General features: G+C 34.5%; 20 protein-coding genes. 8 read left to right on the top strand and 12 right to left on the bottom strand.

The features are described from left to right. Nucleotides 1–1,279 precede the first annotated feature (1,279 nt). The 4 genes from ACNQGN_RS00100 (at nucleotide 1,280) to ACNQGN_RS00085 (ending at nucleotide 5,320) form a co-directional block, all read left to right on the top strand. Nucleotides 1,280–1,858, top strand: a complete 579-nt coding sequence (locus tag ACNQGN_RS00100) for a non-canonical purine NTP diphosphatase (RefSeq protein WP_417986114.1) — start codon at nucleotides 1,280–1,282, stop codon at nucleotides 1,856–1,858. Between the two features lie 203 nt (nucleotides 1,859–2,061). After that, nucleotides 2,062–3,999, top strand: coding sequence for a DEAD/DEAH box helicase (locus tag ACNQGN_RS00095; RefSeq protein WP_417985835.1), 1,938 nt, complete (start codon nucleotides 2,062–2,064; stop codon nucleotides 3,997–3,999). An 86-nt stretch (nucleotides 4,000–4,085) separates the two neighbouring features. Further along, entirely contained in the window at nucleotides 4,086–4,853 is a 768-nt protein-coding gene (locus tag ACNQGN_RS00090) for a carboxypeptidase-like regulatory domain-containing protein (RefSeq protein WP_417985834.1), read from the top strand. A gap of 128 nt (nucleotides 4,854–4,981) precedes the next feature. Then, nucleotides 4,982–5,320 (top strand): DHCW motif cupin fold protein, encoded by a 339-nt coding sequence (locus ACNQGN_RS00085; protein WP_417985833.1) that lies wholly within the window; start codon nucleotides 4,982–4,984, stop codon nucleotides 5,318–5,320. A 249-nt stretch (nucleotides 5,321–5,569) separates the two neighbouring features. Here the strand turns inward: ACNQGN_RS00085 and ACNQGN_RS00080 are convergent, their stop codons facing one another. Further along, complete coding sequence (locus ACNQGN_RS00080) at nucleotides 5,570–7,030, bottom strand: aminoacyl-histidine dipeptidase (protein WP_417985832.1); 1,461 nt, start codon at nucleotides 7,028–7,030, stop codon at nucleotides 5,570–5,572. Nucleotides 7,031–7,139: 109 nt separating this feature from the next. Between ACNQGN_RS00080 and ACNQGN_RS00075 the strand changes: the two genes are divergently transcribed. Continuing rightward, the gene (locus ACNQGN_RS00075) at nucleotides 7,140–8,204 is read left to right on the top strand and encodes a DUF3810 domain-containing protein (RefSeq protein ID WP_417985831.1); all 1,065 of its coding nucleotides are present in this window, start codon (nucleotides 7,140–7,142) and stop codon (nucleotides 8,202–8,204) included. Between the two features lie 45 nt (nucleotides 8,205–8,249). Here ACNQGN_RS00075 and ACNQGN_RS00070 read toward each other — a convergent pair whose 3' ends face one another. The 3 genes from ACNQGN_RS00070 to ACNQGN_RS00060 form a co-directional block, all read right to left on the bottom strand. Further along, nucleotides 8,250–9,464 carry a 3-oxoacyl-[acyl-carrier-protein] synthase III C-terminal domain-containing protein gene (locus ACNQGN_RS00070; protein ID WP_417985830.1) on the bottom strand — a complete coding sequence of 405 codons (1,215 nt, stop codon included), beginning with the start codon at nucleotides 9,462–9,464 and terminating at the stop codon, nucleotides 8,250–8,252. Between the two features lie 436 nt (nucleotides 9,465–9,900). After that, nucleotides 9,901–11,028: a lactonase family protein gene (locus ACNQGN_RS00065; protein ID WP_417985829.1), complete on the bottom strand. Its 1,128-nt coding sequence runs from the start codon at nucleotides 11,026–11,028 to the stop codon at nucleotides 9,901–9,903. Nucleotides 11,029–11,087: 59 nt separating this feature from the next. Then, nucleotides 11,088–12,392, bottom strand: a complete 1,305-nt coding sequence (locus ACNQGN_RS00060) for an NAD(P)/FAD-dependent oxidoreductase (RefSeq protein ID WP_417986113.1) — start codon at nucleotides 12,390–12,392, stop codon at nucleotides 11,088–11,090. Nucleotides 12,393–12,651: 259 nt separating this feature from the next. On the opposite strand from ACNQGN_RS00060, the gene ACNQGN_RS00055 reads away from it, so the two are divergent. Further along, a complete protein-coding gene (locus ACNQGN_RS00055; protein WP_416853593.1) occupies nucleotides 12,652–13,155 on the top strand; it encodes an RNA polymerase sigma factor in 504 nt (167 codons plus the stop codon). Next, nucleotides 13,152–13,784, top strand: coding sequence for a hypothetical protein (locus tag ACNQGN_RS00050; RefSeq protein ID WP_417985828.1), 633 nt, complete (start codon nucleotides 13,152–13,154; stop codon nucleotides 13,782–13,784). Before ACNQGN_RS00055 ends, ACNQGN_RS00050 begins: the two co-directional genes overlap by 4 nt. Nucleotides 13,785–13,822: 38 nt before the next feature. On the opposite strand, the gene ACNQGN_RS00045 is transcribed toward ACNQGN_RS00050, so the two are convergent. Beyond that, entirely contained in the window at nucleotides 13,823–14,632 is an 810-nt protein-coding gene (locus ACNQGN_RS00045) for a lysophospholipid acyltransferase family protein (protein WP_417985827.1), read from the bottom strand. A 124-nt stretch (nucleotides 14,633–14,756) separates the two neighbouring features. Next, entirely contained in the window at nucleotides 14,757–15,398 is a 642-nt protein-coding gene (locus tag ACNQGN_RS00040; protein ID WP_417985826.1) for an NUDIX hydrolase, read from the bottom strand. A 97-nt stretch (nucleotides 15,399–15,495) separates the two neighbouring features. Here ACNQGN_RS00040 and ACNQGN_RS00035 point away from each other — a divergent pair, with 97 nt between their 5' ends. Next, nucleotides 15,496–15,936 (top strand): DUF4268 domain-containing protein, encoded by a 441-nt coding sequence (locus ACNQGN_RS00035; RefSeq protein WP_417985825.1) that lies wholly within the window; start codon nucleotides 15,496–15,498, stop codon nucleotides 15,934–15,936. 217 nt (nucleotides 15,937–16,153) lie between these two features. On the opposite strand, the gene ACNQGN_RS00030 is transcribed toward ACNQGN_RS00035, so the two are convergent. From ACNQGN_RS00030 to ACNQGN_RS00005, 6 genes are all read right to left on the bottom strand, one after another. Then, entirely contained in the window at nucleotides 16,154–16,564 is a 411-nt protein-coding gene (locus ACNQGN_RS00030; protein ID WP_417985824.1) for a hypothetical protein, read from the bottom strand. Between the two features lie 3 nt (nucleotides 16,565–16,567). Then, entirely contained in the window at nucleotides 16,568–17,518 is a 951-nt protein-coding gene (locus ACNQGN_RS00025) for an NAD(P)H-dependent flavin oxidoreductase (RefSeq protein WP_417985823.1), read from the bottom strand. A gap of 14 nt (nucleotides 17,519–17,532) precedes the next feature. After that, the gene (locus ACNQGN_RS00020; RefSeq protein ID WP_417985822.1) at nucleotides 17,533–19,146 is read right to left on the bottom strand and encodes a S8 family peptidase; all 1,614 of its coding nucleotides are present in this window, start codon (nucleotides 19,144–19,146) and stop codon (nucleotides 17,533–17,535) included. A gap of 136 nt (nucleotides 19,147–19,282) precedes the next feature. After that, entirely contained in the window at nucleotides 19,283–20,470 is a 1,188-nt protein-coding gene (mnmA, locus tag ACNQGN_RS00015; protein ID WP_417986112.1) for a tRNA 2-thiouridine(34) synthase MnmA, read from the bottom strand. 79 nt (nucleotides 20,471–20,549) lie between these two features. After that, nucleotides 20,550–21,227 (bottom strand): toxin-antitoxin system YwqK family antitoxin, encoded by a 678-nt coding sequence (locus ACNQGN_RS00010; RefSeq protein WP_417985821.1) that lies wholly within the window; start codon nucleotides 21,225–21,227, stop codon nucleotides 20,550–20,552. Nucleotides 21,228–21,340: 113 nt separating this feature from the next. Continuing rightward, on the bottom strand, nucleotides 21,341–21,534 hold a 194-nt coding region (locus tag ACNQGN_RS00005; RefSeq protein WP_417985820.1), incomplete at its 5' end, for a zinc ribbon domain-containing protein.

The following is a 21,534-nucleotide window of genomic DNA, read 5'->3' as shown; positions in this document are numbered from 1 at the left end:
AAAATTGTGGTGATTATTTTGAGAAACGTAAATTAAAAAAACCTATTCTAGCAAACAATCCTTAAATAAAGTAGAACCCAAAAAATGATGCTTGACCCGATTTCACCCTGGAGATAGGCATCGTAGCGCACAAAAAAGAGGCCTTTTTAAAGGGCCTCCAATGTGATTCTGAGTTACCGATATTAACTCTTACCGTTACTGGTATAGTCTATTGTGAGCTATCAATCTCATTATAAAATTGACATTCTCAGGTATTCAATCAGAATCACACTCAAAGATATTATTTGTTCCTAAAAAAAACAACTCTAATTCAACATTTTAACCAATAATTAACGTGCCAAATTTTTGCATAAAAAACACTGCCATTTAGATATTTCGACCGTTAAAATTACTTCTGCTAATTTAATAAAAAGAGGTTTTTAATAAAAATACGTTTGAAAAAAAAACACAGTAAATTACTTTTTTTTAGATATAATCCAAAAAAAAAGAGGCCTTGTTACAGGCCTCCAGTTTAGATTTTGGTTTGTTGTTATCTACTGATCCCTTTCGGTACTCGTGACTATCAAATACGCTTCTCTTTGCAGATGGCCATATTCAAGAACAAATCAAAATCATACTCAAAGATAAGACAAATTTTTCTTGAACTAATTCCAAAAAAGCATTTTAACTAATCATTAACTCGTTTCCTATTAGCGCTTTAAAACAACCTGCAATTGTAATGCAAAACCGTCAAATTCCAGTTTTATAAACCCTCCTATTGTCACCTTCGCTTCGCGTCTTTTATACTACCCCTGTATTGACTTCTTGATATTCTCCCTTCACATCAGGTTGCAACACCCTCAGAATAACACTCCTATTCTTTCATGGCTGACTTATACAAAGACGCACATACTGCTAGAAAACAACCATGCCCGACATACAAAAAAGGAGGCCTTATTAAAGGGCCTCCAATCGTAGATTTTGATTTACCATTTATCAACTCATACCATTCAGTATGAAATGACTATTTGAATAAGCTTCTCTTTTCAGATGGTTTTACCCAAGTGATTAATCAAAATCACACTCAAAGATATAATTTTTATTTTTTTAAAACACTAATAAACAATACTTTAACCATTAATTAACTAACTAACTTTTAACTAATTACAGGTACATATATTCCTTGAATTCCAAACAGCATATGTATTAGTATAACCAACAGGCCATTCAGACCGTTAGTACCTATCCCTGTGAAAACATCAAAAAAAATGTACCTTTGGAAGAAATTAAAACCAATAAAATGCAACTCGTTTTCGCCTCTAATAACAAGAATAAAATTTTGGAAATACAAAGTATACTTCCTGATACAATCAAAATTCTGAGCCTGGAAGACATCGGCTGTTATGAAGAAATCCCTGAAACCGCGGAAACCATTGAAGGCAATGCGATCTTAAAAGCAAACTATGTGACCCAAAAATATGGTTTCGATTGCTTTGCTGATGACAGTGGGCTTGAAGTGGATTCTTTAAACGGAGAACCCGGAGTTTTTTCTGCACGATATGCGGGAGAACAGCGCAATGCTGATAACAATATGAATAAATTATTGGAGGCCTTAGTGGATAAAAATAATAGAAAGGCACAATTTAAAACGGTCATGGCGTTAAATTTAAATGACAAACAGTATCTTTTTACAGGAATTGCCACTGGTGAAATTACTTTAGAAAAATCAGGCAGCTTAGGATTTGGATACGATCCTATTTTTAGACCTGAAGAATATCAGGAGACTTTCGCACAATTACCGCTAGACATAAAAAATAAAGTAAGTCACAGAGGAAAAGCGACGCTACAACTAATCGCCTTCTTAAAGGAAAATACTTAAATGTTTTTAATACAACATTTTTATAACAATATATCCGATTTTAAGCCGTAATTTCACATCGCATTTCTAAATCAAAAGCCTTAATTCTCGAAAAAAAACATAACTTTCTGATAATCAAATTACAATAAATTATTAAATCTTAAAATAGCATTAGTTTATATGAATTATAAACAGTAATTTTGCACCCTATTTTAAAAATACATATGAATAAATTTGAACAATTAGGATTGAGTGAATCGTTACTGAAGGCGATTTTAGATCTAGGATTTGAAAATCCGACCGAAGTACAGGAGAAAGCGATTCCCCTATTATTGGAAAAAGACACAGATATGGTTGCGTTGGCTCAGACAGGGACAGGGAAAACGGCAGCATTTGGTTTTCCAGTTATTCAGAAAATTGATGCCAACAACAGAAATACACAAGCATTAATTTTATCTCCAACACGCGAACTTTGTTTGCAGATTACCAACGAAATTAAAAACTACTCTAAATACGAAAAAGGTATTAATGTGGTAGCAGTTTACGGTGGAGCTAGCATAACAGAACAAGCAAGAGACATAAAGAGAGGCGCACAAATTATTGTGGCGACTCCAGGAAGAATGCAAGACATGATTAATAGAGGTTTAGTAAACATCTCTCAAATCAACTATTGTATTCTTGACGAAGCTGACGAAATGTTGAACATGGGTTTCTACGAAGACATCGTAAACATCCTTTCTACTACGCCAGACGAAAAAAACACATGGTTATTCTCTGCAACAATGCCTGCTGAAGTTGCACGTATTGGAAAACAATTCATGACTGATCCGATTGAAATTACAGTTGGAGCTAAGAACTCAGGTTCTGCCACAGTTTCTCACGAATTTTACCTTGTAAATGCACGTGACCGTTACGAAGCTTTGAAACGTCTAGCTGATGCTAATCCAGACATTTTCTCAGTAGTTTTTTGTCGTACAAAAAGGGACACTCAAGCTGTTGCAGAAAAATTAGTTGAAGACGGATACAGCGCTGCTGCATTGCATGGAGATTTATCTCAAGCGCAACGTGATGGTGTAATGAAATCTTTTAGAGGAAGACAAATCCAAATGCTTGTAGCTACTGACGTTGCTGCCCGTGGAATTGACGTTGACAGCATTACTCACGTAGTTAACTACCAACTACCTGACGAAATAGAAACGTACAACCACCGTTCAGGTCGTACTGGTCGTGCTGGAAAATTAGGAACTTCTATTGTAATTGTTACTAAAAGTGAATTGCGTAAGATTTCTTCTATTGAAAGAATCATCAAACAAAAATTCGAAGAAAAAACGATTCCTTCCGGAATTGAAATCTGCGAAATCCAATTATTACACTTAGCTAATAAAATTAAAGATACAGAAGTTGATCATGAAATTGACAACTATCTTCCTGCAATTAACAGTGTACTTGAAGGTTTATCGAAAGAAGAATTAATCAAGAAAATGGTATCGGTTGAATTCAACCGCTTTATCAATTATTACAAGAAAACTAGAGATATTTCTAATCAAGCTTCAGGTTCTGAAAGACGTGAGCGCGATGACAGAGATGGTGCTCCAAGAGAAAATAATAATGGTGGTGCAACAAGATATTTCGTGAACATAGGTTCTAGAGATAATTTTGATTGGATGTCATTGAAAGATTACTTGAAAGAAACATTAGACTTAGGTCGCGATGACGTTTTCAAAGTAGATGTAAAAGAAGGTTTCTCTTTCTTTAATACTGATCCAGAACATACTGATAAAGTAATGGAAATATTGAACAACGTACAATTAGAAGGACGTAGAATCAATGTTGAAATTTCTAAAAATGATGGTGGCGGAAGACGTGACCATAACGGAAGAAGTTCGGGTGGAAGTTTTGGTGGCGGAAGAAGTTCAGCTCCAAGAAGAGAAGGTAGTTTTGCTCCAAGAAGAGAAGGTTCAGGTGGATTTAGAAGCGATAGAAATTCAGCTCCTAGAGAAGGTGGATTTGGCGGAAGAAGTGATTCTAGAAGCGCTGCTCCAAGAAGAGAAGGTGGTTTTTCATCTGACAGACCTAGAACTGAAGGTTCATCAGATAGAGCACCAAGACGTTCTGAAAGCTTTGGTGATTCACCAAGACCAAGAAGACCGAGAAGAGACTAACATTTAGTTAATTTTCTTATAATTATACTGAGAAACTACAAAATATTTAATCCTCTTTTATTACTTTTAAAGTTTTAAATGAGTTTATGAAATATTTTGTAGTTTTCTTTTTTTTAGTACTATCTTCAAACGCTTTCGCGCAAGTTACAGAACCTTCCCAAAGGGTTAACGGTATTATTATCAATAACAGCACCAAGCAGCCACTGTCTAATGTAAACATCATCAACGTAAATAAAGTAAGAGGTGCAACTACTGATTCGAGAGGATATTTTGAAATTGATGTACAGCCAAGCGATACTTTACACTTTACTATTTTAGGTTTCCAATCTTTAAGAGTACGCGTTACTAATGACTGGATAAAAAACAAAAGCACAAAAATTCAACTTACAGAAAAAGCAATTGCGCTAGAAGAAGTAATCATTAGACCATTTAATTTAACGGGATATCTGGAAGTTGATTCAAAGTTAATCCCAACAAAGGAAAACTATCGTTACAGCATCTCCGGACTGACACAAGGTTACGAAGCAGGTGAATATTCTCCAAATGCCTTTGGAAGAGTACTTGGCTCTATTTTTAATCCTGCAGATATGCTTTATAATTTTTTTGGTAAAAATCCAAAAGAACTTAAGAAGCTAAAAGAAATGAAAAAGGATGACACAGTTCGAAATCTACTCGAATCTAAATTTGATAGAGAAACTATATCCGTTCTTTTGGGTGTAGATAAAAACGAATTAGCTGAAATTTTGCAGCGTTGTAACTATTCTGAAGCTTTTATACAAACAGCAAATGATTTACAAATTATGGATGCCATAAGTGGCTGTTACGAGGAATATAAGATTCTAAAGAAGAAATAGAAGCACCATTTTAAGTAATAGTTATCCAAGATAATTTCAATCCTCAATTATGAAAGTAGTTGTCGATTTTTATTTTAAAACATTAGATTTGAGTCAGCTATTTTTTTTCAATCCAATAAACAAAATCCATGTCTCACATACCTTTCCAAACCATCAATTGGGATAAAATAGAAAAAACAGAACATAAAGGAGAAACAGGAACAGCCCATTGGCAATCTTTGCAATTAGGAGGGCTTCGCATTCGGAAGGTTATATATTCCGAGGGCTATTTAGCCGATCACTGGTGTCAAAAAGGCCACATTGTACATTGCCTCGAAGGCGATTTCATAAGCGAAATGGAAAATGGAGAATTAATTAAGCTTTCTAAAGGAATGACTTATGTTGTTTCTGATGATCTAAGTTCTCATCGTTCTATAGCCACTAATGGAGTTGAATTATTAATCATTGATGGGGATTTTTTGAAATAATATTTAAAACAAATCAAAATATTATATACATTTACTTACATCAAAATTAAAAATAAATCTAAATACCTATATCATGGCAAAAAGTCAAGACGCTAAGAAGACCGTAAAAAAAGAACCTTTAAAAACGGCTAAAGAAAAGAAAGAAGAAAAAAGAGATAAGAAAAACAGTCCTAAAAGAGACTAATTTTTTTATAAGAAATAGACCCCCGCTTGTAAAACGGGGGTTTTCTATTCTATTGATATTGAATATTATTTTACTGGAATATTAGCTAAAATTTCCAATACAAATTTCCAAAATTTCTGAGAAGAGGAAATACTTGCTCTTTCATCCGGAGAATGAGCCCCGTGAATCGTTGGTCCAAAAGAAATCATATCCATCTCGGGATAATTAGTTCCCAAAATCCCGCATTCTAATCCTGCATGACAAGCTACCACTTTTGGTTTCTCGTTATTTTGTTTCTCGTAAATAGCAACAAGAACATCTAAAATTTCCGAATTAACATTTGGAGTCCAACCTGGATAAGAACCGGAAAGCTCTACTTCACAGCCAACTAATTCGAAAGCAGATCGCAAAGAATTGGCCAAATCATATTTAGCCGTTTCTACAGAAGAGCGAGTCAAACAACCTATTGAGATTTCACCCTCTTTAATGATTACTCTGGCAATATTATTAGAAGTTTCCACTAAATTAGCCATATCGGCACTCATGCGATAGACACCGTTGTGCGCAGCATAAATTGCCCTGATTATCCCTTCCTGCACTCCCAAATCCATAACTTTTTTTGGTAAATCGCATTTCACGATTTCAATAGTCAAATTTGGCTCGGTAGTTTTATATTCGTTTTTGATGTCGTTGATTATTTCCTGCATGTCAAAAATATAGGCTTCATCAAACATTTCGGAAATAACCACCTTAGCAACACTCTCTCTCGGAATAGCATTACGCAGACTTCCTCCATTAATCTCCGCAACCTGCAAACCGAAGTTTTCAAAAGCATCAAATAACAAACGATTCATAATTTTATTGGCATTTCCCAAACCTTTATGAATATCCATTCCTGAATGCCCTCCAGTCAATCCTTTTACAGTGATAATATGACCAACAGAACCTTCCGGAACTTCCTCTTCATGATAACTTCTTGTAGCCGTTACATCGATCCCACCGGCACAACCAATGTCAATTTCATCATCCTCTTCAGTATCTAAATTCAAAAGAATCTGCCCCTGCAGAATACCTCCTTTTAAATTCAAAGCTCCAGTCATTCCTGTTTCTTCGTCAATCGTAAACAAAGCTTCAATAGCTGGATGCGGGATATCCTTGCTTTCCAGGATTGCCATAATTGTAGCTACTCCAAGTCCGTTATCAGCGCCAAGAGTTGTTCCTCTAGCACGAACCCAGTCCCCATCCACGTACATATCTATACCTTGTTTATCAAAATCAAAAACGGTATCAGCATTTTTTTGATGCACCATATCCAAATGGCCTTGAAGCACAATCGCTTTACGATTCTCCATTCCTGGAGTCCCCGGCTTACGAATAATTACATTTCGTATTTCATCTTCAAAAGTTTCCAATCCCAGACTATTTCCGAAATTTTTCATAAACTCAATTACCCGTGCTTCTTTTTTGGAAGGACGAGGTATCGCATTCAAATCAGCAAACTTATTCCAAAGTGCTTTGGGTTCCAGATTTCTTATTTCTTGGCTCATTTATTTTTGTTTGAAGTTTAACATTTACAAGTTCCAAAGTTACAAAGTTTAAATTCTTTTCGATACTAATTGATATTGTAATTATCTTTACACTTTCAAAATTAATCCAGTGAAACCAAAATATTTTCTTTCCTTTTTTCTTTTTATTCAAATAGTCTTTCTTCAGATTATTCCTTTCTATCCAGAATATGTGGAACAATTTTACAGTAATGGCCTTTATCCAATTATTGCTAAGTTTTTGAGAATTATTTTTGGCACAATTCCTTTTTCTGTAGGTGATTTTATTTATTTTATTGTGATTACACTTGTTTTAATATGGTTTTGGAACAAAAGAAAATCTTGGAAGCTAGAATGGAAAAACAACATTCTTGCTGTTTTAAGTTTTGTTTCGATTTTTTATTTTTTGTTCCATATTCTTTGGGCTTTTAATTATCACCGCCAGCCACTCTTTGAGAAAATGGCACTTAGAAGAGAGTATTCTGATGCTGATTTATTGACTTTTACCAAAAAATTAATCGCAAAAACTAACGCAGTTCAAAGTCAAATTACAAAAAATGACAGTTTAAAAGTAGTATTTCCGTATTCACAAGAACAGGTTTTTGAAATGAATTTAAATGGTTATAAAAACTTATCCAATCAATACTCCTATTTTACTTATAATCACCTGAGTACAAAGAAATCGATTCTCAGTTTACCATTGGTTTATATGGGTTTCGGGGGCTATTTGAATCCGTTTACCAATGAAGCTCAGGTAAATTATCTTGGACCAATGTATAGCTTCCCAATGACTACCAATCACGAAATGGCGCATCAAATGGGCTATGCCAGTGAAAGCGAGTGCAATTTCATCGGATTTTTGGCTTCAGTAAAAAACCCTAATTTATATTTTCAATATTCGGGATATAGTATGGCTTTACACTATTGTTTAGGTAATTGGCAAGTTCGTGATGAAAAGACATTTAAACAATTACTTAAAACTATTCATCCGGGAATTCTAAAAAACTACAAAGAAAGCGAGGATTTCTGGAAACAATATCAAACACCAATTGAAACTGGCTTCCATGCTTTTTACGACAATTTCCTAAAATTAAACCAACAAAAAGATGGCATGGAGGGATACAGCAAATTTGTGAATTTGATGGTAAATTATTACAAAAATGACAATAGGCTATAAACGCAAACCGCTTATAGCCTATTGTTTTTTCTTTTTTACTCTACTTTATATTTTTTCAAGCAACAGTCCTGTAGCTGTAAGTCCAGGCCCAAATGCCATTGCCACAACTTTCGTTCCTGATTTTATATTTGGATCATTTACAATTTCGTTAAATATATGAGGAATCGTAGCCGAAGACATATTTCCTTGACGTCGCAATATTTCATAAGACCAACTAGCCTGCTCTTTGGACAATCCTACTGCATCTATAACATAATCTATAATTTTTGGTCCACCAGGATGGATTGCAAAGTGCATATTGGCTTTCTGATCTTCAAGATCCACATCCCCTTTTTTACAAAGTGTAGCCAGAAAAGGTTTGATGTTTTTACGGATAAAAACAGGAACTCGTTTTGAGAGTGTCATTAAAAAATTATACTCCCCTAAATCCCAAGACATGTCCTCCAATGAATCTGGAATAATTACCTCATGAGCTGCTAAAATTCGTAATCCTTTTTTTTCCGGAAAGGCCTCATCTTGCATAAAAGATTCCTCATCAAATAAGGAATACCCAATGAATCCATCAGCAAAAAGTGAGCAAATCATAGTATTTGAATTAGAAAACTCAACTAAATTTAAATGTGCTGACAATAATTCTGTGTGAACTACATCTACTCTTCCCTTAGTTGTACTGGCACATAACAAACTTCGACCGGTGCGAATTGCTGGAAAAGCACCATAACATCCCATATGATACGAATGAGTAACCTGAACAGTTTCCCAGTCTCTTTCTATCACGGCTTCCTGTGCAACGCTGGGAGAAGAATAACCCGAACAAGTAACATGAATGAGATTTTCGGGGATTGATTTTGTATTGGAATAAAATTCGTCAAAAACATATCCCATTTTTCTTTTAAACCACTCCATTCGAACCTCTATTTTAGGGCCATAAAGATTTCCTGCCTTCACTTCAAAACCGGGAGGAAAATGGTATTCAGAAGGTAAAGTAACATCCATTTCATTTTCGATAAAATTCTCAACATCTTCGAAAATTAAAATTTGCCTGCTGTTTATGCTCTCTGAAGAAACAGAATACTTATCTACATGATCAGATATAGACTCAAAACTTACTGGCTCGACGTTATCACTTCCTAAAACACCAGATTGTGGGTGATTCTGAAAATGATAGTAGAGAAATTTTGTGTACTGATTGAGCTTTGTTTGATCTATTAATTTTCCCACTAAGATGGGATGAAAATTGGAGAGGATAACGCTTTTCATTAATTATTTAACTTTTATATAAAAGATAAAATTAATTCAAATCTCTTTTAAAAAACAACCTTAGAAACGCAGTCATTCATTAGATATGCCAACTTGTTGATTATCAATTAGTTAATAAACTTATATTTTTGTTAAAATATTGTAAATCAATAAGTTGTAAGAATGATTTTACACTCTATTATTTGCTAATTATCAAGCCTGTAGGAATGCTACCCCACTTTTTATTCCTAGATTTTAATGTATTTCTGCTATTCAGAATACCCTATTTCCAAGCTATTTCAAACCCCTGCAAAAACTTATGCGCTAAATATTTCCCTTTAAAAAAATTAAACTCAAAAAAAATAATTTACACGAACCAAAAATTTGATGTACACAATTAAAGATAAAGGTTTTGATCCGCGTTTTGTTTTCGATTAGCTAAATTATAGAAAGCAAATTATGGGTACTGTTTAATTTGGACACAAGAACCATTTTCTACTTTTATTTCAGTTCCCGATTTTTTCAACAGACCCGTAACTGAATTTCGTTTAAAAACGACCACATTACCACTGGTCTGATTAGCCACTATTAAAAACTTCCCAGAGGGATCAATAGCAAAGATTCTTGGTGTTTTGCCTAAAGTAGATTGATATCCCACTATTTTTAACGTTCCCTTACTTTCGATAGAGAATATTGCAATATTATTTTCTTCCCCGCGATTAGAAGCATACAGAAAACGTCCGTCGGGTGATATATGAATATCTGCGCCACTAAACCCTTCTTTAAACTCATCAGAATGCGCATTAATTCGTTGAATACTCTCTAATTTACCATCCTCATAGCTATAAACACTTATTGTACCTGTGAGTTCTTCAATACAATAGGCAAATTTTGCACTGGGATGAAATGTAAAATGTCTTGGTCCGCTACCTAATGTGGCTTGCATAAAAGGATTTTGATTCTCTGAAAGTGGTTTTTTTTCAGTAGCATCAAATCGATAACTTCTAATTTTATCTGCGCCTAAATCAGGTAAAAACACAAAATCATACTTTGGAGAAAAAACAGCCGAATGAACATGTGAACGCTCTTGTCTTTCCTTGTTAATACTGCCTTCAAAATAGGAAAAAATTTGCGCAATAGAATCTATCTTACCACCCGCGGTTATTGGATAAACAGAAACACTTCCTTGATTATAGTTCGCATTTACAAGCCATTTTCCATTTTTATGAACCGAAAGATAAACTGGATTTTCACCCCCACTTTTTTGACTATTAATAAATTTTAGCGACTTCTTTTTGGGTTTGAATTCAAAACTACTTACACTTCCTGCATTTTTTGTACGTGTATCTGTACACGCAAAAATATATTTTCCGTTTGGAGATACCGTTAAGTAGGAAGGATTTAATACGTCTTTGACTGTTGTAATTTTCTTTAAATTACCCGTTACTGTATCTAATTGAAATACATATATTCCGTCTTTATCTTTATCCGAATTATAAGAGCCAACAAATACATAACTATTTTGTGAATAGGAATTAAAGTTGACACACAATACAAATAGAAAAATCGCTGTCTTTTTTATCATTTTTGAAAAGAATAGGAGTTAAAATTTCAGGCGACAAGATAGCACTAAAATTATTAAATTTATACCTCATCACTTGTAAAGGTCATAAAACTTTTCTTTTTATACGGCCGAATAATCAATCGACCCTCACGGTCAAAACGAATGTAATTGTATACCCAATTCAAGAAAACTACTGCTTTGTTTTTAAAACCAATAAGTGAAAACAAATGCACAAACATCCACACAAACCAAGCAAAAACACCACTAAAATGGTATTTTGGCAAATCGACCACGGCTTTGTTTCTTCCTATGGTTGCCATGGCACCTTTATCATCGTATTCGAAAGCTTCCATAGGTTCGTTTCTAATTAATTTAATTATGTTTTCCCCTAACATTTTCCCTTGTTGCATGGCTGGTTGTGCCATCATGGGATGCCCTTGTGGGTACTTTTCGGTTTCCATGGATGCTATGTCGCCTACGGCAAAAATAGTATCGTAACCAAGTACTTGACTGTATTGGTTTACTCGAATGCGTTCTACTTTTTCAATCAAAGATTTAGAATCCAATCCAGCAACAATAGCACCTTGTACGCCAGCAGTCCAGATTACAGTTGCTGTTTCAAATGTCAAATCAGAATTGGTTAGAATGGTTCGTCCGTCATAATTGGTTACACGCACGTTTTTCCATATTTTAACGCCCAGACTGAGCAGAAATTTTTCGGCTGTTTGTGAGGATTTCTCACTCATAGTGTTGAGAATTCTGTCGCCGCTTTGAATGAGATTAATTTCCATTTTGGCAATATCAAGGTCAGGATAATCTTTTTGCAAAATGGCTTTTTTCATTTCGGCTAAGGCACCGGCCAGTTCAACTCCCGTTGGCCCACCTCCGACAAGTACAAAATTAATAAGGCTATTGCGTTCCGCTAAATCGGTAGTTAAAACGGCTTGTTCAAAATTCTCAAGAATAAGACTGCGAATGTTGAGTGATTGCGGTATGGTCTTCATGGCCATACTGTTGCGCTCTATTTCTTTGTTGCCAAAATAATTGGTTTTAGAACCTGTCGCAATAACCAAATAATCATAGCTCAATTCCCCTATTTCTGCAATTACTTTTCGGTTCTTGGTGTCGATTTCTTTGACAGAAGTCAGTCTAAAGTAGAAATCATCATATTCCTGAATTACTTTTCGAATAGGGTATGCAATGGAACCAGCTTCGAGTCCGCCTGTTGCTACTTGATATAATAGTGGCTGGAAGGTATGGTAATTGTGTTTATCTAAAAGAACAACCTGAACTTTTTTGCTTTTTAGTTTTTTGGCTAGTGCGATTCCTGCGAAGCCACCTCCAATAATTACTATTCTGGGTAAAGTTGAATTTGGGATGTTCATGTCTAAAAGTTCTGAATTGTTGATACTCAAAGATACAATGTTTTTCAACCTTGAATTCTATCTATTATTATCAAAATTTTTGTTTTTGGTCATACCAAATACTAAACTTGCAAAATTAGCCCTGATGGTGATACAACTCCTTTATTTCCATTTTTCACAAAACAAAGATTCCAATCAACAGATGAATTGGAAAATTTGTGCTACCAGAAAAAAAGTGCTACTTTGTAACAAAATCTATTTTTAGATTACTAACATATATATGAGTGAAAATCTAGAACATTCTTTTGTAAAGCAGTTGCAGGAAAATCAGAATATAATCCACAAAATTTGTCGGTTGTATACTAATGGTGATGATGCACACAAGGATTTGTTTCAAGAAATCACGATTCAGTTATGGAAAGCATTCCCAAAGTTTCGGGGCGATAGCAAATTTTCTACTTGGGCATATCGCGTGGCTTTAAATACTGCAATTACTTTGTATCGAAAGACCAAACGATCGATAAACACCATTGAATTTGAAGGGCGACAACATTTTACTCATGACATTGAGTATAATTATGAGGAAGAAGAACAAATAAAACTTATGTATAAGGCCGTTTATCAGCTGAATGATATTGAAAAAGCACTCGTATTTATGTATTTGGAAGATAAAGATTATACTGAAATAGCAGAGACATTAGGAATTAGTGAAGTAAATGCTAGGGTGAAAATGAATAGAATAAAAGGGAAATTAAAAAAAATATTAAATCCATTAGGAATATGAAAGAGCTGGATTTATTGAAAAAAGACTGGAAGAAGAATGATAATTCTTTTGAGCAAGTGTCGGAAATTGAGATTTACAAAATGATTCATAAAAAATCGTCTTCGATTGTGAAGTGGATTTTGATTATCAGTATTTTGGAAGTTTCAATATGGACATTAATTAGCGTGGCTTTTAATACGGACGATTATTTTAAGAAACTAAAACATGATGAACTAATATTCTATTTCAAAATACTGAACATTTTTAGTTATGGAGTTATACTTGCTTTTATCTATTTATTTTATAAAAATTATATCGCCATTACGACTACTTCTTCTACGAAACAATTGATGAAAGACATCTTAAAGACGCGCAAAACGGTTCAATATTATGTTGCTTATAACCTTGGCATGATTGTATTGGGCCTAATCATTGGTTTTGTCATCGCTTTTACATACAATCCCGAAACAATTGTTCTAAGAAGTAAAATAGCCGAAAACGGAAGTATTATGGCAATAACTTTTGGAATCTTATTCGTAATTATCGTATTGTTTTTTGGTGCTTTTTGGTTATTTTACCGGGTACTATACGGTATCCTTCTTCGAAGATTGTACTCAAATTATAACGAATTGAAGAAGATCGATTTATAAATTTCACAAAAAAGAGTTGTTTGAACTCTTTTTTTATATTAATAATCCCATTGACGTGTTTTATTTAGTTCTTCCTGCTCCTTAATTATTTCAGCAGGAATCACTTTTAAAAATGAAGGATGTTGCTCAATGGCATACTCCACTTTTTCGACAATTTGATCAATTGTATCATTATCGTAATCAATCTCTAAGGGTTCTTTGATGATGAATGACTGAAGAATACCTTTCTTTTTCATGCGTAACCCCTTTTTATCAAATGAACGACGAAAACCATCTATTACGATAGGCACAACAATCGGTCTGTGCTGTTTAATAATATGGGCCGTTCCTTTACGAACAGGTTTAAAAGATTTTGTTGTTCCCTGCGGAAAAGTAATTACCCAACCATCCTTTAGCGCTATTTTAATATTTTCAGTGTCATCTGGATTTACATCTTTCTTTTCTGCAACATCAACTCCTTTCGCACGCCATGTTCGTTCCACAGAAATTGCTCCAGCATATGCCATGATTCTTGGTAATAAACCGGATTGCATGGTTTCTTTGGCGGCAACATAGTAAATATTCATTTTGGGTTGCCAGAGGTAACATACATTTTTAATAGTGTCGTCTCGTCCACTCAAACTTGCGTTAAAAACATGAAACATTGCTACAACATCTGCAAAATAGGTTTGATGATTAGAAATAAAAAGCACATTGGTGTCCGGTAAATTTCTAATAATTTCAGAACCCTCAATTTGTAATTCATTAAATCCTCTATACCTTCTGTGCGTCATGGCTCCAAAGATTCGGATCAACCATTTTTTTATAAATAATATATGCCCAAAAGGATTTCTCTTAAACAATACCATAAAATTGTGTCATTTTTTGTTAATTTGGATTACAAACGTACGAAAATAATATTTGTAGTTCCTCACTGCTTTTTAGTAGAACATAGTATAAATTGCTCTGCAATTTATTTTTTCTTAAAAAGATTCAACCTAAAACCTCTTTCAAAACTTCTTTCAATTCACTCAGCATCATAGCTGTAGCACCCCATACGATATGCTCCTCTATTTTAAAAGCAGGAACAGTAATTTTACCGGCATAGGATGTCTCCATTTCAGCACTTATAATTATTTCATCACTCAAAAAAACGGACAAAGGCAATTCAATTATATTTGCCACTTCATTGGGATCAGGAATAAAACTGATTTCTTCTCTGCTTATTCCGAAAAAAGGATGCACCATAAAATTACTTGGCGGAACATACAATTCCGTAAAAGACTTTATAATTTCTATGCTTCCAGGAAGAATTCCAATTTCCTCATGGGTTTCCCTTAAAGCTGTATTTTCAAAAACCTCGTCTTCAGCTTCAAATTTTCCGCCAGGAAATGCTATTTGGGAAGAATGAGTCCCATCGTAGGAACTCCGTACAATTAGTACCAAATGTACTCTTCCATTTTTAGGATAAAACAACATCATGACGGCAGCTTTTCTTGATTTTTCAGCATCAAAAATTCCATTTTTTAAAGCATCTATCCGCTCTACTGGCGCCATTTTAATATGCGCTTCAAAGGCAGGAAGCTTTACTTGAGCAAAATTAGGAACATATTTTAAAAAATCTTGAAAATCCATAATCATAGACTATTTTTGCATACCAAAAGATCTTATAAATATAGTTTAGAAAAAAACGTTTAGCAAATTTTCTAAAATCAAATTCAAATAAATAAAAATGTACAGCAAAGAAGAAACTCAAAAATTAAAACGAGAATTCTGGATCGCATTCGCAGAAAAACACCCCAGAAAATGGGTACTATACGACACTAAAATAAAGGATTTCTCTTTCAAGTTTTATGTCGACAATAAAAAAGCACAAGTTTTAATAGATATTGAGCATCGAAATGATGAAAAGCGAATTGCTTATTTTGAAAAAATAGAAGCGTTAAAAAACATTCTAGAAGAAGAATTTATTAAAGATTTGGTTTTCGAGAAAGACTTTAATCTCGAAAACGGTAAAACCATCAGTCGCATTTGGGTTGAAAAATTAGGCGTAGGTGTCAGCAATCGTAGCTATTGGAATGAAATTTTTGATTTCTATAATGAGAAAATGAATGCTTTAGAATTGTTCTATATGGAGTATGACGAATTTATTAAAGATATCGAGAAATTTTAGGGCGACCTACTTAAAAAAGGTCGGACTGTATATTAAACCCCAGATTCTCCTTCAGCGGAAATTTTAAAGATATGCGATTGTTGAATAGCGGTAATTCTATTCTCAATCGCTTAATTTTGAAAGGCAACAAGACAGCACAACTTTTTGGATTGGCCTTCAAAAACCTTATTAATTATGTAAGGTTAGCTATTCTTTAAAGAACTATCCTCCTTTATATTTACATATTGAAGATATTATAAACTACAATCCTATCCTCATAATTTATGTATAATTGCTTCCTGTTTCCCTGCTTTTTTCTGGTAATTATAGAAACCGTACAATCGACTCCTTCATTATCTTTACAGGTAAAAGAATAAACAATATCAGTATCATTTTCTTCTGTTGTTTGATAATCAATAATTTCAAAGAGTTGAATAATTTGAGAATAAACCACAATTCTATTTTTATTAGTATCCAAAGTAACTAAAATATTGACCAAATTCAGATCAGACCATTTCCCCCATTTCCCTCTTTCATTTTTTTCTAAAACACTAAAGCCCGACGTTTTAAACTTATAGTTTTGACCATACGAATGTTGCAGTCCTATAACCAAAAAAAACAATAGTATATAAATTTTTTTCTTCGTCATTATTTATAAATTAAAATCAAAATTGCTAATTTCTTTTCTCGCTGTCGAAAAATCGGCTATTATTTCCTGAATGATCTCTCCCGCCGGTTTAATCTCGTGAATTAATCCCGCCACTTGACCAATTTCTAATTCTCCTTCGATCAAATCTCCTTCAAACATCCCGCGTTTTGCTCTCGCTCTACCTAATAAACCGATTAAATCTTCTTTTGTTGCACATTGCTCATACAAATGCTGAACGTCCTGATAAAATTTATTTTTAATCAATCGAACTGGAGCAAGTTCTTTTAAGGTCAATTGTGTATCCCCTTCCTTTACTTTTAGAATAGTTTTCTTGAAATCTTCATGTGAAGAAGATTCAACTGATGCTGCAAACCGACTTCCAATCTGAACTCCATCTGCTCCCAGTACCATTGCAGCAAGCATTCCGCGACCAGTCGCTACTCCACCAGCAGCAATCAACGGAATTTTAATTTTTTCTTTTACCATTGGAATCAAAGTAAACGTAGTGGTTTCCTCTCTTCCGTTATGACCTCCTGCTTCAAATCCTTCGGCAACTACCGCATCAACACCTGCATCTTGCGCTTTTAGCGCAAAAATGGAACTGCTTACCACATGCACCACCGTTATACCGTTTCCTTTCAAATAAGAAGTCCATGTTTTAGGATTTCCAGCGGATGTAAAAACGATTTTGACGCCTTCATCAATAATAATTTTGATTATTTCTTCAATATTGGGATATAACATCGGAACATTTACACCAAAAGGTTTTGAAGTGGCCGTTTTACATTTTTGAATATGCTCTCGCAAGACTTCAGGATACATCGAACCTGCTCCGATCAATCCCAAACCTCCTGCATTACTAACTGCACTAGCTAATTTATAGCCACTGTTCCAAATCATCCCTCCCTGAATAATTGGATATTTAATTTTGAAAAGCGTTGTGATTTTATTCATGTATTGTTGAGAAATTAACGTTTTATTATTTTTCCGGTTTTAGAAAAAGAACAGGATTCTACTTTATATATATACATTCCTTTACTCAATCCTTTCAATGAAACACTTCCGGATTGTGCTGTAATTTCTTTATCTAACACTTTTTGACCTAAAATAGTATAAATAACAAGCGTTGCTTTATCAACACTTAGAGGTAATAAAATTGAAATAAAATCACTTGCCGGATTCGGATAGAGTATAAAATCATCCTTGGAAAAAGTGTCCAGTGATAATCCGTTGCTCATAGCCAGACCAAAATCTGGAATACCATACCCATATTGATTATTGGGAGTTGCAAATCTATCTGCAGATCTTAGTAATAATTGTCTGATTTCCTGATTAGTCATGGTAGGATTTGCCTGCCATAAACAAGCAATCATTCCTGCCATAATAGGACTGGAAAAAGAGGTTCCATTTGCCGTTACAATATTCCCAAGATCATCAGACAGGACAACTGATTGTCCCTGAGCCATAATATCAGGTTTTATCCTTTGGTCAAAAGAAGGCCCTATAGAACTAAATGAAGCCAATTCCTCTGCAGCATTTACTGCCCCTACTGCAATCACTGATAACGCATCAGCAGGCACGGCAATATATGGATCGGACGTACGCCCTGAATTACCGGCTGACACCACCACAATCATACCTCTGCTAACAGCAATTTCAGCCCCACGCGACATGTATGCAGTTGTACCGTTCATGTCACTATAAGTATGATTGTAAGCGGTATTATCATAATCAAAATAACCTAAAGAGGTATTGATAATATCTACTCCCAAACTGTCTGCTCTTTCTGCAGCTTCTACCCAAAGTGATTCCTCAACAGGGTTTTCGGAAGTACTGTCTTCGGTGATAAATAAATAATAGGAAGCATCCGGTGCTGTTCCTACTAATAAATTTTCCTTGTAACCACCCATTGAAGAAAGCACACTTGTTCCGTGTGACGCTCCTGTATAGAAATCCGGATTTCTTGACACAAAATCATACCCCCCCAAAATCTGGTTATTATCCCTCAATCTTTGAAAAGGAATTGCTGTATTAACGCCGGGAAAACCAGCATCTAAAACCGCTATTATTTTCCCGGAACCGGTATAATTCTGTTGGTGCAACAATTGTCCGTTAAGCATCTGTATTTGATTCGCAGAAGTTCCGTAAGCGTAATCAATTTTGGTTTTCTTACTTTTACTTATCTTTTTAATTTTTGAAGACTTCGCTATTTTACCGGTTTGATTAAGAGATTTATCCGCAAAATCAACTTTGCTGACAAACGAAAACATACCTAATAAATTTATATTTGCTTGCGTACCACGAACGTGAATAGCATTCAACCATTTGGATTTTGCCATAACAGTGATTCCTGGAACCGCTTTTACTTGATTCAAATATGATCGCTCAATGGGAATATCTTTAAAATCTAAAACGACATTCTGATTGCTTCTCCTATCCAAAGCTCTCTGAGTAAGCATTTCTAATGGTGTATCTAAATACAATTGAGAACTGGGTTTTGCATTGAAATATATCCAAGCATCTTCTTGAGAAAATCCTGCTGACGTAAACAATAAAAAAACAAGCAAATAGACTTTTCTCATAGTAACTTTATTTGTAAGTTATAAAATTCCTACACCGCTCAGACGGTCCCACAATATAATGAATACATGATCCTATGTTATATCCCCACAAAGCAAGTGTTTGCTTTTAGCCACTTATTATAAACAAAGTACTAAACTAAGAAATAACTCCCGAACCAACTAATTCATCCGCTAAATACCAAGCAACAAATTGTCCTTCGGTTATTGCGGATTGCGGTTCTTCAAAGGCGACATACATTCCGTTTTCAAATTGGTGTAATATTGCTTTTTGCAGCGGTTGTCTGTACCGAATTCTTGCCATAACTTCCATCGTTTCACCATTGGCCAAAGCCAAATCTTTACGAATCCAATGCACCTCAGATTTTTCGACAAGCAATGATTTTTTAAACAATCCGGGATGTTGACTTGTCAATCCAGTATAAATGGTATTGGTTACCACATTAGTAGCTATAATAAATAAAGGATCCGTCGTTCCTCCAACATTCAATCCTTTTCGTTGTCCAATAGTAAAATAATGAGCACCTTGATGTTTCCCCACTTTTTTACCCATTTCTGGAGTGTATGGAATTTTTCTTGCATCGAAAGCTAAATCCTCTTCCAAAGTTAAGCCTTCTTGTTTTTCAGAATTGTAAACAGAATCGCTTTTATCAATTTGAATAATAACTCCATCTTTAGGCTCCAGTTTTTGTTGCAAAAACTCTGGCAAACGTACTTTTCCAATGAAGCACAAACCTTGGGAATCTTTCTTTTCAGCGGTAATCAAATCCATTTGAGAAGCAATTTCCCGAACTTCAGGTTTTGTCAATTCTCCAATAGGAAATAACGATTTTGCCAATTGTTCTTGCGACAACTGACAAAGAAAATAGGATTGATCTTTGTTTGTATCAGCACCAGCCTTTAGTTGGTAAACCGTTTCTCCATTGACTTCGATTTCGCTTTTTTGACAATAATGTCCAGTAGCTACATAATCCGCTCCCAGACTCAAAGCTATTTTCATGAAAACATCAAATTTTATTTCACGATTACAAAGCACATCAGGGTTTGGAGTACGCCCTTTTTCATATTCGCTGAACATATAGTCAACGATTTTTTCTTTATATTCTTCACTTAAATCTACAGTTTGAAAAGGAATTCCCAATTTTTCAGCAACAAGCAATGCATCATTGCTGTCTTCCAGCCATGGGCATTCGTTTGAAATGGTAACAGAATCATCGTGCCAATTTTTCATAAACAGACCTATGACCTCATAGCCTTGCTGTTGCAACAAATAAGCCGCAACACTTGAATCTACACCTCCGGAAAGCCCTACAACAACACGCTTCATTTTCAAAAAATTATAATTTTAATAAGGGTGCAAAGTTACAAAAAGATTTACAATAGTATTTATGTAATCTGAGACTTAATTATTCATGCTTTTTTGTAGCATTTTGAGGATTACTCATGTTCAATTCCCTGAGCAATTTTCCTTTTTCAAAAAACTGCCACCTCCCTACTTTTTTACCATTTAAAAATTGCCCTTTAGAAACCACTTTCCCATCAGTGTCTTTGAAAATTGCCAAACCATTATATTTATTGTTCTTGAAAATAGATTCTTCAAGTACAATCCCTTTCTCGGTATATTTCTTATAACTACCGTCTTTCAAATTGTTTTTATAAGTGATTTCTTCTGCGATTTTGCCATCAGGGTAAAAAACGGTTCGTAAACCTTCCAACTTTCCTTTACTGTAGTTTTCAGTTGCCATGATGTTTTTTGAGGCTTGATGGTAATACTTCCACTGCCCTTCAAATAATTTATTCACCACTTTACCTTCACTCACTTTATTACTCTTCTGATCGTAAAAAATAGTGTACGCTGAAGTATCATTAGCATTGAATTCTCTTGTAGCAATTACCGAAGTCGATTTGGTATCATCAAAAAATTTAAAAATACCAATTTCTTTCCCATGCGAGAAACTGCCTTCGTATCTTGGTCTTTTAGATTCCTCATAAAAGCCTTTCCATACTCCATGCTTTCTTCCCTTTTCGTCTACTTTATTATAATCCGTTTGCGATACTAACGTTTGACTAAAAAGGATCAACATGAAAATTTTAAAAAAACAAAATTTATTTTTTTTCATTATTACTTCGAGTTTATATATGTCTATTTGACAACTCCTCCAGCTTAAGCGTTGAGGATTCTTGGAAAAAGCTTGCCTCAACAGGCTACTTTAGCTTCCATGAGAAATTGCCCTTTCTCCAAAATATTATTTGCGGCGTTTAGATCCGCATTATCTACATGTCCACAAGATACACACTCAAAAATAGATTGCGTTTTGCGACTTTCCTTGTTTACGTCTGCGCATGAATTACACGTTTGAGAAGTGTAGGCTGGATTGACTTTTATTATAT

The sequence above is a fragment of the Flavobacterium rhamnosi genome (assembly GCF_048286515.1).
Taxonomy (GTDB): Bacteria; Bacteroidota; Bacteroidia; order Flavobacteriales; family Flavobacteriaceae; genus Flavobacterium.
The sequence above is the reverse complement of the archived record's forward strand: the minus strand, read 5'-3'. Positions and strand labels throughout refer to the sequence as shown.

Coding starts and splice junctions, on each gene's coding strand:
- ACNQGN_RS00085 (WP_417985833.1), top strand. CDS start 4,982: ATGTCTCACATACCTTTCCAAACCATCAATTGGGATAAAATAGAAAAA.
- ACNQGN_RS00100 (WP_417986114.1), top strand. CDS start 1,280: ATGCAACTCGTTTTCGCCTCTAATAACAAGAATAAAATTTTGGAAATA.
- ACNQGN_RS00080 (WP_417985832.1), bottom strand. CDS start 7,030: ATGAGCCAAGAAATAAGAAATCTGGAACCCAAAGCACTTTGGAATAAG.
- mnmA (WP_417986112.1), bottom strand. CDS start 20,470: ATGAAGCGTGTTGTTGTAGGGCTTTCCGGAGGTGTAGATTCAAGTGTT.
- ACNQGN_RS00055 (WP_416853593.1), top strand. CDS start 12,652: ATGAGTGAAAATCTAGAACATTCTTTTGTAAAGCAGTTGCAGGAAAAT.
- ACNQGN_RS00065 (WP_417985829.1), bottom strand. CDS start 11,028: ATGATAAAAAAGACAGCGATTTTTCTATTTGTATTGTGTGTCAACTTT.
- ACNQGN_RS00045 (WP_417985827.1), bottom strand. CDS start 14,632: ATGGTATTGTTTAAGAGAAATCCTTTTGGGCATATATTATTTATAAAA.
- ACNQGN_RS00060 (WP_417986113.1), bottom strand. CDS start 12,392: ATGAACATCCCAAATTCAACTTTACCCAGAATAGTAATTATTGGAGGT.
- ACNQGN_RS00050 (WP_417985828.1), top strand. CDS start 13,152: ATGAAAGAGCTGGATTTATTGAAAAAAGACTGGAAGAAGAATGATAAT.
- ACNQGN_RS00070 (WP_417985830.1), bottom strand. CDS start 9,464: ATGAAAAGCGTTATCCTCTCCAATTTTCATCCCATCTTAGTGGGAAAA.
- ACNQGN_RS00095 (WP_417985835.1), top strand. CDS start 2,062: ATGAATAAATTTGAACAATTAGGATTGAGTGAATCGTTACTGAAGGCG.
- ACNQGN_RS00025 (WP_417985823.1), bottom strand. CDS start 17,518: ATGAATAAAATCACAACGCTTTTCAAAATTAAATATCCAATTATTCAG.
- ACNQGN_RS00010 (WP_417985821.1), bottom strand. CDS start 21,227: ATGTTGATCCTTTTTAGTCAAACGTTAGTATCGCAAACGGATTATAAT.
- ACNQGN_RS00035 (WP_417985825.1), top strand. CDS start 15,496: ATGTACAGCAAAGAAGAAACTCAAAAATTAAAACGAGAATTCTGGATC.
- ACNQGN_RS00030 (WP_417985824.1), bottom strand. CDS start 16,564: ATGACGAAGAAAAAAATTTATATACTATTGTTTTTTTTGGTTATAGGA.
- ACNQGN_RS00020 (WP_417985822.1), bottom strand. CDS start 19,146: ATGAGAAAAGTCTATTTGCTTGTTTTTTTATTGTTTACGTCAGCAGGA.
- ACNQGN_RS00040 (WP_417985826.1), bottom strand. CDS start 15,398: ATGGATTTTCAAGATTTTTTAAAATATGTTCCTAATTTTGCTCAAGTA.
- ACNQGN_RS00090 (WP_417985834.1), top strand. CDS start 4,086: ATGAAATATTTTGTAGTTTTCTTTTTTTTAGTACTATCTTCAAACGCT.